Here is a 14,377-nt window from a genome sequence, read left to right on the forward strand (position 1 = left end):
TATATTATTCCACAGTAGCTCAGTGGTAGAGCTATCGGCTGTTAACCGATCGGTCGTAGGTTCGAGTCCTACCTGTGGAGCCATTTTATGGAGAGCTGTCCGAGTGGCCGAAGGAGCACGATTGGAAATCGTGTATACGTTAACCGCGTATCAAGGGTTCAAATCCCTTGCTCTCCGCCATAATTTTTTAAACATAGGGCCCGTTGGTCAAGCGGTTAAGACACCGCCCTTTCACGGCGGTAACACGGGTTCGAATCCCGTACGGGTCACCAAGTTTTTTTCGAAGAAAAAAACTAATACATATTAAAACCTTTCGGAGGATTAGCTCAGCTGGGAGAGCACCTGCCTTACAAGCAGGGGGTCGGCGGTTCGAACCCGTCATCCTCCACCATTTTACCTTACTATTTATATTGATATCATCGCGGGGTGGAGCAACGAGCGTTACAGCACGATTAAGCTGCGAGTAAACTCGACGCATACACTTCAAAGAAATCACTTGTAGAGGAAGAGTTCCTCATTCTCGGACACATCGTCCGTAATCTTAATATCATCGCGGGGTGGAGCAGTCTGGTAGCTCGTTGGGCTCATAACCCAAAGGTCGCAGGTTCAAATCCTGTCCCCGCAACCAAATGGACTCGTGGTGTAGCGGTTAACATGCCTGCCTGTCACGCAGGAGATCGCCGGTTCGATCCCGGTCGGGTCCGCCATTTTTTCTCATACTAATACTAAATCTTGGCTCGATAGCTCAGTCACGAGTAATGCATCGTGAATAAGCAGCGAGTTGTCTCGACGGATTCACATCGTCAGCTTCCACTAGTAGAGGAAGAGACAGGGAACCGACGGACAGTATTACTAAATCTTGGCTCGATAGCTCAGTCGGTAGAGCAGAGGACTGAAAATCCTCGTGTCGGCGGTTCGATTCCGTCTCGAGCCACCATTTTTTTGGCGCCGGTTTAGCTCAATTGGTAGAGCAACTGACTTGTAATCAGTAGGTTGGGGGTTCAAGTCCTCTAGCCGGCACCACTATCCCTTTTTCAAGTTGTAAGAAATTACTTCTTGAAGAATATGTGGATATGTATTAAAATAGGTTTTGTCTCTCATGGAGGGGTAGCGAAGTGGCTAAACGCGGCGGACTGTAAATCCGCTCCTTTGGGTTCGGCGGTTCGAATCCGTCCCCCTCCACCATTTATATTTTTTCAGCACATTTATTGATATAGGGGCATAGTTTAAAGGTAGAACGAAGGTCTCCAAAACCTTTGGTGTGGGTTCGATTCCTACTGCCCCTGCCATATGGCGATCGTGGCGAAGTGGTTAACGCACCGGATTGTGATTCCGGCATTCGTGGGTTCAATTCCCATCGGTCGCCCCATATGATTGGGCTATAGCCAAGTGGTAAGGCAACGGACTTTGACTCCGTCATTCGTAGGTTCGAATCCTGCTAGCCCAGCCATATTTGCGGAAGTAGTTCAGTGGTAGAATACAACCTTGCCAAGGTTGGGGTCGCGGGTTCGAATCCCGTCTTCCGCTCCAATTATATGATCTCTAAATGGCGGCATAGCCAAGTGGTAAGGCCAGGGTCTGCAAAACCCTTATCCACCGGTTCGAATCCGGTTGCCGCCTCCACTACATACCACCCAGCCGGGGTGGTGGAATTGGCAGACACACAGGACTTAAAATCCTGCGGTAGGTGACTACCGTGCCGGTTCGAGTCCGGCCCTCGGCACCAAATAAATATACTGCCTGCTTTACTTTACATGCCGGTGTGGCGGAATTGGCAGACGCGCACGACTCAAAATCGTGTTCCTTCGGGAGTGTCGGTTCGACCCCGACCACCGGTACCATTACATAATGATACCAAGGACTTCTACGTTGTAGAGGTCCTTTTTTTCTTCATTACACGTGTTCTTTTTCCTCTAGCCATCGTTTTTCCCATGTCGTATGTTAACAGCTCAAATAGAGATAAAACAATAATCTAAATTAAAACGCCCTCCCACTTGTCGCAGAAAGACGCCGATGTTCAGCTATGCAATTAATATACCGATAAAACCATTATAAATTGTTTAAAACGCTGGCTGGCAACAAATGCTTCCTTACCCTAATAATGAATTAAGCTCACTTAATAATGACTCTAATAATCCTAACACTCCATCAAGTCCACCACCCAAGAGGCCATCACCATCAAGCAGGCCAGCTACCGCACATAACAAATTCCCAAGCAGATTACCAGCTCCAGGAACAGCTGTAAGGTCAAGGTTAATTTCTGAAAGATCAAGCTGCAAGCCAAGTAAATCTAAAAAGATAGGACCGAGGTCAAGATTCAAAAGATCACACTCTGGCTGTGCAAGGGCGGCAGAGCTCATCATGTCTCCTCCGCTTTCATTCAAGGTTGCTGGTATGTTTTGGAATTTTTCATTCACAGCTGTGGAAGAGCCATCTTTCGAAATAGCTTGTCCTTTAACAGAACCGCTCATTAAGAGCCCCTTTGCTTGATCGTATGACAGGTTGTTAATATTCAACATTCCTTTAAACGAGCCACCATTCGCAAGATCACCCGTGACCTTTATGTTTTTAAGCAACTTAGATCCAGTAGTAGAGGGTGAAGCAGCCTGAGAGTGAAGTGGGGAAAGGGCAAGAACACATAATAAAGCAATCGCCAAAGCTGAGATGAGAGATTTTCGTTTCATTGATTATCCTCCTTCAAATTTTGTTAGCGCTTACAAAAATCGACTTTGCCAGCCGTATAGTCTGTTCCCTAACGGTGATAAGTAAAACATACTATGTCGAATATAGTGGAAAACAGTTATTTAATACTATAATTATGCAGGAAAATCAAGACAGCGGCACATAGGGCATCCGTCCTTAGTTGCATTTTTGCACCTTTAAAGCGTTTGTAAGTTAATGTGTATTTGAACTGGTGCGTAAGACTCAATCTTCCGGGTGTCTGTTCGATCCCGATCACAGGTGTAGCATGAGGCATGCTTTTTCATAAAAAAGTAATGAAAGGTTGTCATATTTTTAATACACGCTGACTATATTGGTATCAAGGCAGTTGTAGGTTTTAGCGCAGGACTTCGTTTTAAATGAAGTCCTGCGCTTTTTTTAGTGGATAAGGAAGGATTCTGAGGAGCCGCCGTGGATTTGAACAAACATTTTCTCGATTGCTGACAGCAGTTTTTCGGCTTCGTCTTCCGGCATGGAGGGCCTGAGATAAACGAGCTGGAGAGCATTTTTGACATGCTCTTCTGTCATGGTGCGTTTAGAATCCACGATGGGGCTTCCGAAGGCGCCTTCTTCGTCTTTGGACAGGAGTTTGCCATCCATGTTCATTAAACGGCCGTTTAATCCTTCATATTGGTCTCCAGGAGCGCCTAAGGCTACTTCAACATCACCATGGATGGCATCTGAATTATAAATCCCTAAAGGTATACCATATTGAAGAGAAAAGAAGTTATTTACGTCAACGGCCGAATTGACCAACGCAATATCCTTGCCGCCGTAAACACGGCGCAGGAGAGCTTCTGAGGATGGCCGGTAGCGGGAGGGATCCATGGAAAGCGTTTTGAAGATCTGCCGCCATTCCTTTATACCCGGGTGGTCTGCCACTGTCTTTTCAATTGCATCCAGTTTCAGTGATTCAAGAAATAATTGGAATCTGCCTCTTAGCATTTGCGGTGATTCTTCAATCACGATATCATGATATAGTATTACGCCTATTTTAAACGAAGGGACAAGTTTTTTTATGTCCTTTGCAAGCTTAATCATTCACTTTTCACCCTTATCTTATCGCTGTATTTTATAGTTAGTTTACCATAGATGAAATCATCCATTTAAGTAGAAAGGAGGTACAGTCATGACAGGCGCCCAGTTAAAAGAAGAACTCATTGCATATAGTAAATCAATTGGTATCGACAAGATTGGGTTTGCTGCTGCCGATGTCTTTTCTGAGTTAAAACAAAGGCTGAAGGAACAGCAGAACCAAGGATACCAATCCGGATTTGAAGAAAAGGATATCGATAAACGGACCAATCCGGAGCTTTTATTGGATGGAGCAAATACCATTATCTCGATTGCCCTTGCTTATCCTTCCAGAATGAAAGATGCTCCGCGCAGCACAAGGGAAGCTCGAAGAGGAATATTTTGCAGAGCTTCCTGGGGAGTGGATTACCATCATATTTTACGTGAGAAATTGAGGCTTTTGGAGGCTTTTATCGCAGAAAAAGCCCCGCATGCCTGTTCTGTGTCAATGGTGGATACCGGAGAGCTGTCTGACCGTGCGGTGGCTGAACGCGCCGGGATCGGCTGGAGCGGCAAGAATTGTGCAACCATTACGCCTGAGTTTGGTTCCTATGTCTATTTGGGAGAGATGCTGACGACCGTCTATCTTCCGTCTGACGCTCCCATCACAGACCAATGCGGGGATTGCAATATCTGTGTGGATGCTTGTCCTACGGGCGCTCTCGTGCAAGGGGGACAGCTCGACTCAAACAAATGTATTGCTTTTTTAACGCAAACAAAGGATTTTCTTCCTGACCAATATCGCGAGAAGATCGGCAACCGGTTGTATGGATGTGACACCTGCCAAACGGTCTGCCCTAAAAATAAAGGAAAAGATTTTCACCTTCATTCCGAGATGGAGCCTGATCCTGAAATTGCAAAGCCTTTATTGAAGCCGCTTTTGCACATGAGCAACCGGGAGTTCAAGGAGAAGTTCGGCCATGTGTCCGGATCCTGGAGGGGCAAAAAGCCAATTCAGCGAAATGCCATCATCGCGCTTGCCCATTTTAAGGATGCGAGTGCTGTCGATGATTTGGTACAGCTCATGAATGAGGACCAAAGGCCTGTTATTCGCGGAACTGCTGCATGGGCACTCGGGAAAATAGGCTCAGAGGCGGCGAAAAACGAGCTTATTTCGGCGAAAGAACAAGAAAAAGACGGGAATGTGGCAGCTGAGATCAACAAAGGCCTTGAAATGATTCAAAATCAAGGCATACACTAATCGCATCGCAACTGCATGTCCGTTAGTATAGAAACCAAGAAAACAAAAGAAGGGATTTTTATGTGTAATATCAAAACCTTATTCTCTTACGAGGAAATGGATAGCCCTATGGGCCCCCTGACTGTTATTGCCACTCAAAACGGCGTTTGCCGGATTGACTTCGGGAGCCTGGAAGAAAATTTACCGTCCCTTCAATCCTGGATGTCAAAGCACTATATCAAGGGGGAACTGACTCATTCACCGGAAGAACTAAAACCGGTCATTGATCAGCTTGCGAGTTACTTCAGCGGTAATATCCAGCAGTTTACTATTCCTTTGGATTTGTACGGCACTCCTTTCCAGATTAAAGTGTGGGAGGAGCTTAAGGGAATTCCCTATGGTGCCACATGTTCCTACAAGGACATTGCTCAAGGGATCGGTGCACCAAAAGCAGTAAGAGCTGTGGGCAGTGCAAACAATAAGAATCCAGTTCCAATTTTGATTCCCTGTCACCGTGTGGTAGGGAGCAATGGCGCCCTGGTCGGTTACGGCGGGGGTCTGGATAAAAAAGAGCTTCTTTTAAATATCGAACTTCAACACTCAATACCCAAGTCTTCCTGAACCGTTTATAATGACGGTTCTTTTTTTTTGGCTTTGTTTCATATGGTAGTAGTACGTTACTTTTGCAGCAGTGGAGGTGCCATATGAACTGGCTGGAACATCTCAAATTTTATGTCCAAAAGCTTACTGACTGGATGGTTAATGAAAACTGGAGTGACAGTGTGCAGCTCCCGATGGAGGAAAGAGAAAGCTTTGCAAGGAGAAAACAGGCACTGCATGAAAGAAACGCGGTGCTTGTCAACAATAATGTGGAGGCGCAGGTCCTCAGGCATTCCGTGTTGAATGATACCAGACAGGTGGATTATGTTCTTCATTTCAGCAATCTAATCAGGCATGGCTTTGATTTTTATGTGGAAGAATGGATACAGCAAAGGCGGGCGGTGTTTAAAGAAGATATACTGATCAGTGACCAGCTGCTGAATCCTGAAGGAAAACATAAAGAAAAAGTAAAGATCGAGAGGGAAACCGATCCGCCTGAACCGAGAAAGCATAACTACGACCGGCTTGCAGCCGTCCGGTATGCGGAGCGGTGGTGGAATACCTATAATCCGGCCTACAAGTCATTTGATGTGGATTGTACAAACTATATCTCCCAATGCCTTCATGCGGGCGGAGGCATTCCCATGGCCCATCATGGAACCCGTTCCAAGGGATGGTGGTTTAAGTATCATGACTGGAGCTACAGCTGGACAGTAGCCAATGCCATGAGGTGGTATTTAAGCGGATCCAAGTCATCCCTGCAGGCAAGGGAGAAATCATCTGCGAGCCAGCTCATGCCTGGAGATGTCATTTGCTATGATTTTGACGGAGACGGCCATTGGCAGCATACCACCATTGTCGTGGCGAAGGATTCATCAGGCGAGCCGCTCGTGAATGCCCATTCCACGGACAGCCGGATGAGGTATTGGAGGTATGAAGATTCAACGGCTTACACACCGAAGATTAAATATAAATTCTTTCATATTTCGTAGAGCGCGCCTCGGGGCTAATTCTTCATAAAAGTGCTATAATAATGAAGATATAAGCATACGAGGTGAGAGTTTTGGGTTTACATGTAGTTCTTTATCAACCGCTGATCCCGGCGAATACAGGGAATATTGCCCGTACGTGTGCGGGAACAGGCGCTTCACTGCATCTGATTCGGCCGCTTGGCTTCTCAACGGATGACAAGCAGCTTAAGCGTGCAGGCCTGGATTACTGGGAACATGTGAATGTTCATTATTATGATTCGCTGGAAGAACTGTTTGAACAATTTCCAGAAGGATTATTTTACTATATTACGAAGTTTGGAAAGCAGCGGTATACCGATATGGATTACAGCGAGCCTGCAAGGGATCACTTTTTTGTATTCGGCCGTGAGACAACCGGACTTCCTGATGAATTGCTGAAGGCAAACGAGGAATATTGCTTCAGGCTGCCGATGAATGACCATATCCGGTCGCTGAATCTTTCCAATACCGCTGCCATTTTGATTTATGAAGCCCTGCGCCAGCAAGATTTTCCGGCGCTCACATGAGTGCTCGTTATATAAATAAAAAAACGTCCCAGGTTTGGGGCGTTTTTTTATATGTATTGCTTATTTCGCGCCGGGATTATCATTGTATCCCGCAGTGAAAATGGCGGTCAGGAACGCAAGCATAACTCCTAAAACCAGGATAAAACTCATGCGGTCTCCTCCTTTGGATGTGATGGTTCCGAATCTTCTTTTATTATAGCGAAACCGCTGTCAACGTACAACGCCAAACTAAAAACAGAAATCAGCCACAAAAAGAAAAGACTATTTCTTCAACTTGTATCATACCCATACTAAAACCACTATCATTCATTAACTTCCGTGGCCATACAGCAATCATGCGAAATTCATAAAACAAGTTGAATGATTGAGGACATCCTCGCATAAAGTAGATTAACAAACGAAGGATGCAAACACTACGCAAGGGGGTACACATGGATATTTTAGGTAAAATCCAATTGCACCGTGAAGAGGAGAGGCGTCTTGCCTGGGAAGGTACCTTCGGAGAATACCTTGATGTTTTAAGGGAACGTCCCTATGTCGCTCAGTCCGCTCATTCCCGAGTCTATAATATGATTAAAGATGCTGGAATAGAGGAAGTGAACGGAACCAAGAAGTATAACTTTTTTAACAACCAGATTTTTGGGCTTGAGGATTCAATCGAGCGGCTGGTGGAGGAGTATTTCCATCCTGCAGCCAAGCGTCTGGACGTGAGAAAAAGGATACTCTTACTGATGGGGCCAGTTTCCGGAGGGAAATCCACTATTGTCACCATGCTTAAAAGGGGTCTTGAAGATTATTCGAAAACAGAGGCCGGGGCAGTCTTTGCCATTAAAGGTTGTCCGATGCACGAAGATCCGCTGCATCTCATACCCCATCATTTAAGAGACGATTTTTATCGGGAATTTGGTATTCGAATCGAGGGCAGCTTGTCCCCGTTGAACACGATGAGGCTTGAAAAGGAATATGGCAACTGCATTGAGGATGTTATGGTTGAACGTATCTTTTTTTCTGAGGATAAACGGACAGGGATTGGAACGTTCAGTCCGTCCGATCCGAAGTCGCAGGATATTGCCGATTTAACGGGAAGCATCGACTTTTCCACCATTGCTGAATTTGGCTCAGAATCGGATCCCCGCGCGTATCGTTTTGACGGGGAACTGAATAAAGCCAACCGGGGGATGATGGAATTTCAGGAAATGCTGAAGTGTGATGAAAAGTTCCTCTGGCATTTATTATCTCTCACGCAGGAAGGCAATTTTAAAGCAGGCCGTTTTGCCCTTATCTCCGCTGATGAGCTGATTGTGGCCCATACCAATGAATCGGAATACCGTTCGTTTATCGCCAACAAGAAAAATGAAGCTCTTCATTCCAGGATTATCGTAATGGGGGTTCCTTACAACCTGAGGGTTTCGGAAGAAGAACGCATTTATGAAAAAATGATCAAAGAAAGCGACATGTCCCATGTTCACATTGCGCCACATGCTCTCCGGGTGGCTGCCATTTTCTCTGTGCTTACCCGCTTGCTGGACTCCAAAAAGCAAGGAATGGACCTCATCAAGAAAATGAGGCTGTATGATGGTGAAATTGTAGAAGGCTATAACCACATTGACCTTGAAGAGCTTCAGAAAGAATTTGCTGATGAAGGCATGAGCGGTATTGACCCGCGGTATGTCATCAACCGGATTTCGTCTGCCATCATCCGCAAGGATATACCTTCCATCAACGCCCTTGATGTGCTGCGATCCATGAAGGACGGTCTGGACCATCATGCATCCATTACGAAGGAGGATAAAGAACGCTTTATCAACTTTATCTCTCTTGCCCGGAAAGAATATGACGAGATTGCCAAGAAAGAGGTACAAAAAGCATTTGTATACTCCTATGAGGAGTCTGCCAAGACCCTGATGGATAATTATCTGGATAACGTTGAAGCCTATTGCAACAAAAACAAACTGAGAGATCCGCTGACAGGTGAAGAAATGAGCCCGGATGAAAAACTCATGCGCTCGATTGAGGAGCAAATTGGGATTTCTGAAAACGCCAAGAAAGCATTCAGGGAAGAAATATTAATCCGAATTTCAGCGTATGCCAGAAAAGGAAAGAAATTCGATTACAATTCTCATGAACGGTTAAGAGAAGCCATTCAGAAAAAGCTGTTTGCTGACTTAAAAGACGTGGTTAAGATTACAACATCCTCCAAAACACCAGATGAAGCACAGTTGAAAAAGGTAAATGAAGTAATCGCCCGTCTCGTGGATGAACATGGGTATAATACGACATCAGCGAATGAACTCCTCAGATATGTAGGAAGCCTGTTAAACCGGTAACCGTAAAAAGACGCATCCCTTTGTGAAAATGGGATGCGTCTTCTTTTTATTTTGAAACAAAACAGCCGGGAATAAAAACCAAACAGGAGGAGAATACCTTGTAATGTGATAAACTAGAGTGGTAAATTAATACTATACGCTAACAAAAAGGAAGTGAAAGGATGAGTTCCAGAGAAAACGGCAGCCAATTATGGGATTGGATCAAAGCCATTGGAATAGCACTTATTCTAGCGTTGCTAATAAAAAACTTTTTATTTGAGCAGTACGTGGTTTATGGAGAATCAATGATGCCTACGATCGAAAACGGGAACAGGCTGATTGTAAATAAATTGGGCTACAATATAGGTGAACCTAAGCGATTTGATTTAATTGTATTTCATGCAAATCCGCAGGAGGATTATATCAAACGGGTAATCGGCATGCCAGGAGAGCACATTGAGTATGTAAATGACCATCTCTTCATTAACGGCAAACAGGTCGATGAACCCTACCTGGATAATTATAAAAAGCAGGTGACCAACGGGAACCTGACTGGTGATTTTACGCTTGAAGAGGTTACCGGGAAAAAGGTGATTCCCAAAGGAAAGGTTTTTGTGATGGGAGACAACCGTCTTCACAGCATTGACAGCCGGCACATCGGACTGGTTGACCAAAGCAAAATCGTTGGAGAAGTGAACCTGCGCTATTGGCCCATGGAAGAACTCAAAGTCATCAAGTAGTTTAATGACAAGGAGTTTTGGGAATAGTGGAGGCAAGAGGTGATGGTTATGTCCAGAGAACAGGATTATATCGATAAACCAGAAAACAGCTCCATGACTCCAAACTTAAAAGAAATGAAAGAACATGGAAAAGTAATGGAACACATGTCAACCAATGAAAATGTAAAAAAAAGCGGGAAGACGCCAGATCCGGTTCAATATGAGGATGAAGAAGTAAAAAAAGATAAATAAACACTGCAAAAAACCTGTCCGGGAAGGTTCCGGACAGGTTTTTTATGAAATTTTTCGGTGAATTCAAAATATCTATTTACTAATGAGAATCAATCTCATATAATGGACTTATTATACTGATAATAATTATCATTCTCTTAGAGGTGTTATATATGGTATTGACGGACATTAAAGCTGGCGGAAAAGCAAAAATTATTAATACGGAACATGTGAATGTACTGGTACGAAGACGATTGCTTGATTTGGGAATCATGGAAGGAACGGAAATCAGCATTAAACGAATTCTCCCTTTTGGAGGTCCGTTTGCGGTTGAAGCCGACGGACAGTGGGTAGGTATTCGCAGAAGTGAAGCCAAGTTGATTCAGGTGTGCCATTCATGATTGAAATCGCACTTGCCGGAAATCCGAATACCGGAAAAACATCTTTATTTAATATTCTTACCAACTCGTATGAATACGTTGGGAACTGGTCAGGTGTGACGGTAGAGAAGAAAGTCGGCATGCTGAATAATAAAAAAGGGCATCTTATCGATTTGCCCGGCATTTATTCCCTCAATCCTTTGTCCAAGGATGAAGGGGTGGCAACGCGCTTTTTGATTGAAGAGAATTTTTCCATGGTTCTCAATATCGTTGACGCCTCCCAGCTTGAACGAAACCTATACTTAACCATTCAGCTGCTCGAGTACGGAAAACCTGTAGTGATCGGGCTTAACATGGTGGACGTAGCCAAAGGCCGCGGGATCATGGTGAATGAAAAGAAATTGTCCGAAAAATTACAAAGCCCCGTTTTGCCTATTGTGGCCCGCACAGGATCGGGCTGCAAAGAGCTTGCAGGGCTTTTAACCAATGAAAAACAAGAGAACAAGCCTTTATATATTTCGTATGGGCAGTATCTCGATCAGGCGATGGAGTCACTCGTGGCAAAAATGCCGGAAGCTGAAAATCTGCCGCCAAAGCGCTGGCTTGCGCTTCAATTTTTTGAAGGGAACGAAGTGGTGCATTCCCTGCTGAAAACACTGATGCCTGTGGAAGAGCTGCAGCGCATTTTTGCGGAGACTGAGAAGCTTGTTCAAATGGAAGAGGGTGCAAAATCGCTTTCCTATCATATCCGCGCCGTACGGGCCGAATATATAAAAGGCGTGCTTGATGTTTCCCTTCAAAAAGGTGATGAAGTTGCCTATACACTGACTGACCGAATCGACAATATTGTGACCAATAAATTTTTGGGGATTCCAATTTTTATCCTTTTTATGTATTTGATTTTCAAATTGACGTTTGACTGGATTGGCAGCCCAATCTCGGATCTGCTTGACGGGTTCTTAACCGGGCCACTCAGCGACGGTCTGACATCCATGCTGCAGGCTGCAGGTGCTTCTGCCTTTATTAAGGCCGTTATTCTCGATGGGATTGTGGCCGGTGTGGGTGGGGTTCTTGTCTTTGTTCCGCAGATCATGATCCTTTTCTTCCTGATCTCGTTTATTGAGGATTCAGGGTACATGGCCAGAATCGCCATGGTAATGGATAAGACGCTCGAAAGCATCGGGCTGAACGGAAAAGCCTTTATTCCGATGATTATCGGATTTGGCTGCAACGTCCCCGGTATTATGGCGGCACGGACGATTGAGCAGCCAAAGGAAAGGCTGTTGACCATCATTCTTACACCGCTTATGTCCTGTTCTGCAAGACTCTCGGTGTACAGCCTGTTCGTCGGTGCCTTTTTCACGCAAAACCAGGCCCTTGTTGTCCTTTCGCTTTACCTGCTTGGCATTGTGATTGCTCTGACACTGGCTAAAATTTTCTCTTCCACCATTTTGAAAGAGGAAGGCTCCATGTTTGTGATCGAGCTTCCTCCTTACCGCATTCCTCAATGGCGTACACTGATGAGGAATACATGGGAAAAGGGCAAGGGGTTCATTAAAAAAGCTGGAACGTTCATTTTCGGGGGATCAGTTATTATTTGGTTCCTCAGTTATTCCGGTCCCGCCGGAATGGGAGTGGACATGAATAAAAGCTTTCTGGCGTTGATCGGCGGTGCCATTGCTCCGCTGTTTGAACCGATCGGGTTCGGCAGCTGGCAGGCAGGAGCTGCGCTGATTACAGGTTTCCTGGCCAAAGAAGTCGTGGTTTCTACCATGAACATCATTTATGTTGCGCCTGACCTTCATACCTTGCAAGGCGTAATGGCCCATCATTTCACATCGTTATCAGCCTACAGCTTTATGGCATTCTTGCTGCTCTATGTCCCTTGCCTGGCGACAGTGGCTGTTATCAAAAAAGAAACAGGGTCTGCCAAGTGGACATGGTTCTCTATCATTTATGCACTGCTCATCGCCTATATTGTATCGTTGATCATTTATCAGGGCGGCAAGCTGCTCGGATTTTAAGTTTAACCGGAAAGTAGGGATATAGATGCTGCTTAATATATTGCTCGGAATATTAATTTTTGGATATGCAGGCTTTACGATTTTTCGATTTGTGAAAAAAAGCAAACAAGGAAAATGTGCGACCTGTTCTATGAAGAAAGGCTGTCAATCAGCATGCAGTGATATGACAGAAAGCAAAGTTGCATTTAACAACTACACAAAATAAACGAAGCATCCCCTGGCTCGCCATGGGATGCTTTTATTTTTTCGCTCTTCTTTTTAAAATGTGCCAATTACTTAGCAACTCTCGTCTTATCTTGCATAGGATAGTGTAACCAACCCTTTTTACATTCAAAAGCGGGTGGTTCTTTTATCAATTGATCCATTAACATTCAAATAAAACAAATGAGCACGTCAAAAGAAGGAGGGGAAATAATGGGCGAGGAAGCGAAAAACAATTTTGTAGTTTCTCAGGAAAACTGGTCCCTCCACCGTAAAGGCCATCATGACCAGCAGCGTCACATGGAAAAGGTTCAGGAAGCCATTAAAAACAATTTGCCTGACTTGATCAGTGAAGAGAACATCATTCTTTCCAATGGGCGGGATGTTATAAAGATACCGATCCGTTCATTGGATGAATACAAAATAAGATACAACTATGAAAAGAACAAGCATGTTGGGCAAGGAGAAGGAGAAAGCCAGGTAGGCGATGTGGTGGCCAGGGACGGAAACGCAGGCCAGGCGGGAGCCGGAAAGGGCAAGGGCGCGCCGGGAGATAAGCCGGGATCCGACTATTCGGAAGCGGAAGTTTCGTTGGCGGAGCTTCAGGAATTCCTGTTTAAGGAACTGGAATTGCCGGACCTTAAACAAAAAGAACAGGATAATATTGTCCTTGAAAAAGTTGAATTTAACGACATCCGAAAAACCGGCCTGATGGGAAATGTAGATAAAAAACGTACGATTCTTACAGCGTTCAAGCGAAATGCCCTAAAAGGCAAGCCGGCGATTGCGCCGATCTACAACGATGATCTCAGGTTTAAGACTTGGAATGAGGTCGTAAAGCCAGAATCCAAGGCTGTCGTGCTTGCCATGATGGATACATCAGGAAGTATGGGGATTTGGGAGAAGTACATGGCAAGAAGCTTCTTCTTTTGGATGACCCGTTTTCTTCGATCCAAATATGAGACCGTTGAAATTGAATTTATTGCTCATCATACTGAAGCCAAAGTGGTCTCTGAGGAAGATTTCTTTAATAAGGGTGAAAGCGGCGGTACCATTTGTTCTTCCGCATACAGAAAGGCATTGGAACTCATTGAAACCAAATATTCTCCATCCCGTTTTAATATTTATCCGTTTCACTTCTCAGACGGAGATAATCTGACAAGCGACAACGCGCGTTGTGTAAAGCTCGTGCAGGAAATTATGCAGCACAGCAATATGTTTGGCTATGGCGAGGTTAATGCCTACAATCGCCATTCCACTTTGATGAGTGTATACAAGAACATAACCGATCCAAAGTTTAATTATTACATTTTAAAAGAAAAAGCGGACGTATACCATTCCATGAAAAGCTTCTTTAAAAAAAGGGAAGCAGCCCGTTAACTAGGAATCCCATTATCCATCTAT

At 44.7% G+C, this 14,377-nt stretch carries 13 protein-coding genes and 16 tRNA genes; 27 read left to right on the forward strand and 2 right to left on the reverse strand.

Going from position 1 to position 14,377, the window contains the following annotated elements; genetic code table 11:
- Positions 1–8 precede the first annotated feature (8 nt).
- From QYB97_RS24515 to QYB97_RS24590, 16 genes are all read left to right on the forward strand, one after another.
- Positions 9–83 (forward strand) — tRNA-Asn (locus tag QYB97_RS24515).
- A 6-nt stretch (positions 84–89) separates the two neighbouring features.
- Positions 90–180, forward strand: a tRNA-Ser gene (locus tag QYB97_RS24520).
- 17 nt (positions 181–197) lie between these two features.
- Positions 198–272 (forward strand) — tRNA-Glu (locus tag QYB97_RS24525).
- A gap of 43 nt (positions 273–315) precedes the next feature.
- Positions 316–391: transfer RNA gene (locus QYB97_RS24530), tRNA-Val, on the forward strand.
- Positions 392–551: 160 nt separating this feature from the next.
- Positions 552–628: transfer RNA gene (locus QYB97_RS24535), tRNA-Met, on the forward strand.
- Positions 629–631: 3 nt separating this feature from the next.
- Positions 632–707, forward strand: a tRNA-Asp gene (locus QYB97_RS24540).
- A gap of 154 nt (positions 708–861) precedes the next feature.
- A tRNA-Phe gene (locus QYB97_RS24545) sits at positions 862–937 on the forward strand.
- Positions 938–947: 10 nt separating this feature from the next.
- A tRNA-Thr gene (locus tag QYB97_RS24550) sits at positions 948–1,023 on the forward strand.
- Between the two features lie 78 nt (positions 1,024–1,101).
- Positions 1,102–1,185 (forward strand) — tRNA-Tyr (locus QYB97_RS24555).
- Positions 1,186–1,215: 30 nt separating this feature from the next.
- Positions 1,216–1,289, forward strand: a tRNA-Trp gene (locus QYB97_RS24560).
- Positions 1,290–1,293: 4 nt separating this feature from the next.
- Positions 1,294–1,369, forward strand: a tRNA-His gene (locus QYB97_RS24565).
- Positions 1,370–1,375: 6 nt separating this feature from the next.
- Positions 1,376–1,450: transfer RNA gene (locus tag QYB97_RS24570), tRNA-Gln, on the forward strand.
- Positions 1,451–1,455: 5 nt separating this feature from the next.
- A tRNA-Gly gene (locus QYB97_RS24575) sits at positions 1,456–1,530 on the forward strand.
- 18 nt (positions 1,531–1,548) lie between these two features.
- Positions 1,549–1,623 (forward strand) — tRNA-Cys (locus tag QYB97_RS24580).
- Between the two features lie 14 nt (positions 1,624–1,637).
- Positions 1,638–1,726: transfer RNA gene (locus QYB97_RS24585), tRNA-Leu, on the forward strand.
- A gap of 30 nt (positions 1,727–1,756) precedes the next feature.
- Positions 1,757–1,841: transfer RNA gene (locus QYB97_RS24590), tRNA-Leu, on the forward strand.
- A 249-nt stretch (positions 1,842–2,090) separates the two neighbouring features.
- Here the strand turns inward: QYB97_RS24590 and QYB97_RS24595 are convergent.
- Both QYB97_RS24595 and QYB97_RS24600 read right to left on the reverse strand, forming a co-directional pair.
- Positions 2,091–2,684, reverse strand: coding sequence for a hypothetical protein (locus QYB97_RS24595; RefSeq protein ID WP_301168630.1), 594 nt, complete (start codon positions 2,682–2,684; stop codon positions 2,091–2,093).
- 415 nt (positions 2,685–3,099) lie between these two features.
- A complete protein-coding gene (locus QYB97_RS24600) occupies positions 3,100–3,762 on the reverse strand; it encodes a B3/B4 domain-containing protein (protein ID WP_301168631.1) in 663 nt (220 codons plus the stop codon).
- Positions 3,763–3,850: 88 nt separating this feature from the next.
- Between QYB97_RS24600 and queG the strand changes: the two genes are divergently transcribed.
- From queG to yhbH, 11 genes are all read left to right on the forward strand, one after another.
- The gene (queG, locus tag QYB97_RS24605; RefSeq protein WP_301168632.1) at positions 3,851–4,996 is read left to right on the forward strand and encodes a tRNA epoxyqueuosine(34) reductase QueG; all 1,146 of its coding nucleotides are present in this window, start codon (positions 3,851–3,853) and stop codon (positions 4,994–4,996) included.
- A gap of 60 nt (positions 4,997–5,056) precedes the next feature.
- Positions 5,057–5,596, forward strand: coding sequence for a methylated-DNA--[protein]-cysteine S-methyltransferase (locus QYB97_RS24610; RefSeq protein WP_301168633.1), 540 nt, complete (start codon positions 5,057–5,059; stop codon positions 5,594–5,596).
- Positions 5,597–5,679: 83 nt separating this feature from the next.
- Positions 5,680–6,567, forward strand: a complete 888-nt coding sequence (locus tag QYB97_RS24615) for an amidase domain-containing protein (RefSeq protein ID WP_301168634.1) — start codon at positions 5,680–5,682, stop codon at positions 6,565–6,567.
- A gap of 71 nt (positions 6,568–6,638) precedes the next feature.
- A complete protein-coding gene (gene trmL, locus QYB97_RS24620; RefSeq protein ID WP_301168635.1) occupies positions 6,639–7,112 on the forward strand; it encodes a tRNA (uridine(34)/cytosine(34)/5-carboxymethylaminomethyluridine(34)-2'-O)-methyltransferase TrmL in 474 nt (157 codons plus the stop codon).
- 431 nt (positions 7,113–7,543) lie between these two features.
- Entirely contained in the window at positions 7,544–9,439 is a 1,896-nt protein-coding gene (locus tag QYB97_RS24625; RefSeq protein ID WP_301168636.1) for a PrkA family serine protein kinase, read from the forward strand.
- 161 nt (positions 9,440–9,600) lie between these two features.
- Positions 9,601–10,158, forward strand: coding sequence for a signal peptidase I (lepB, locus tag QYB97_RS24630; RefSeq protein ID WP_301168637.1), 558 nt, complete (start codon positions 9,601–9,603; stop codon positions 10,156–10,158).
- Positions 10,159–10,206: 48 nt separating this feature from the next.
- Positions 10,207–10,389: a hypothetical protein gene (locus tag QYB97_RS24635; protein WP_301168638.1), complete on the forward strand. Its 183-nt coding sequence runs from the start codon at positions 10,207–10,209 to the stop codon at positions 10,387–10,389.
- Between the two features lie 152 nt (positions 10,390–10,541).
- The gene (locus QYB97_RS24640) at positions 10,542–10,769 is read left to right on the forward strand and encodes a FeoA family protein (protein WP_301168639.1); all 228 of its coding nucleotides are present in this window, start codon (positions 10,542–10,544) and stop codon (positions 10,767–10,769) included.
- On the forward strand, positions 10,766–12,772 hold the full coding sequence (gene feoB, locus QYB97_RS24645; RefSeq protein ID WP_301168640.1) for a ferrous iron transport protein B: 2,007 nt from the start codon (positions 10,766–10,768) through the stop codon (positions 12,770–12,772). The genes QYB97_RS24640 and feoB overlap by 4 nt, the downstream gene beginning before the upstream one ends.
- 25 nt (positions 12,773–12,797) lie before the next feature.
- Positions 12,798–12,977, forward strand: coding sequence for a FeoB-associated Cys-rich membrane protein (locus QYB97_RS24650; protein WP_301168641.1), 180 nt, complete (start codon positions 12,798–12,800; stop codon positions 12,975–12,977).
- A gap of 209 nt (positions 12,978–13,186) precedes the next feature.
- On the forward strand, positions 13,187–14,353 hold the full coding sequence (gene yhbH, locus QYB97_RS24655) for a sporulation protein YhbH (protein ID WP_301168642.1): 1,167 nt from the start codon (positions 13,187–13,189) through the stop codon (positions 14,351–14,353).
- Positions 14,354–14,377 lie beyond the last annotated feature (24 nt).

The organism is Fictibacillus fluitans (assembly GCF_030418125.1).
Lineage (GTDB): Bacteria > Bacillota > Bacilli > Bacillales > Fictibacillaceae > Fictibacillus_C > Fictibacillus_C fluitans.

Coding starts and splice junctions, on each gene's coding strand:
- QYB97_RS24615 (WP_301168634.1), top strand. CDS start 5,680: ATGAACTGGCTGGAACATCTCAAATTTTATGTCCAAAAGCTTACTGAC.
- QYB97_RS24625 (WP_301168636.1), top strand. CDS start 7,544: ATGGATATTTTAGGTAAAATCCAATTGCACCGTGAAGAGGAGAGGCGT.
- QYB97_RS24650 (WP_301168641.1), top strand. CDS start 12,798: ATGCTGCTTAATATATTGCTCGGAATATTAATTTTTGGATATGCAGGC.
- QYB97_RS24610 (WP_301168633.1), top strand. CDS start 5,057: ATGTGTAATATCAAAACCTTATTCTCTTACGAGGAAATGGATAGCCCT.
- QYB97_RS24635 (WP_301168638.1), top strand. CDS start 10,207: ATGTCCAGAGAACAGGATTATATCGATAAACCAGAAAACAGCTCCATG.
- QYB97_RS24595 (WP_301168630.1), bottom strand. CDS start 2,684: ATGAAACGAAAATCTCTCATCTCAGCTTTGGCGATTGCTTTATTATGT.
- queG (WP_301168632.1), top strand. CDS start 3,851: ATGACAGGCGCCCAGTTAAAAGAAGAACTCATTGCATATAGTAAATCA.
- QYB97_RS24600 (WP_301168631.1), bottom strand. CDS start 3,762: ATGATTAAGCTTGCAAAGGACATAAAAAAACTTGTCCCTTCGTTTAAA.
- QYB97_RS24640 (WP_301168639.1), top strand. CDS start 10,542: ATGGTATTGACGGACATTAAAGCTGGCGGAAAAGCAAAAATTATTAAT.
- lepB (WP_301168637.1), top strand. CDS start 9,601: ATGAGTTCCAGAGAAAACGGCAGCCAATTATGGGATTGGATCAAAGCC.
- yhbH (WP_301168642.1), top strand. CDS start 13,187: ATGGGCGAGGAAGCGAAAAACAATTTTGTAGTTTCTCAGGAAAACTGG.
- feoB (WP_301168640.1), top strand. CDS start 10,766: ATGATTGAAATCGCACTTGCCGGAAATCCGAATACCGGAAAAACATCT.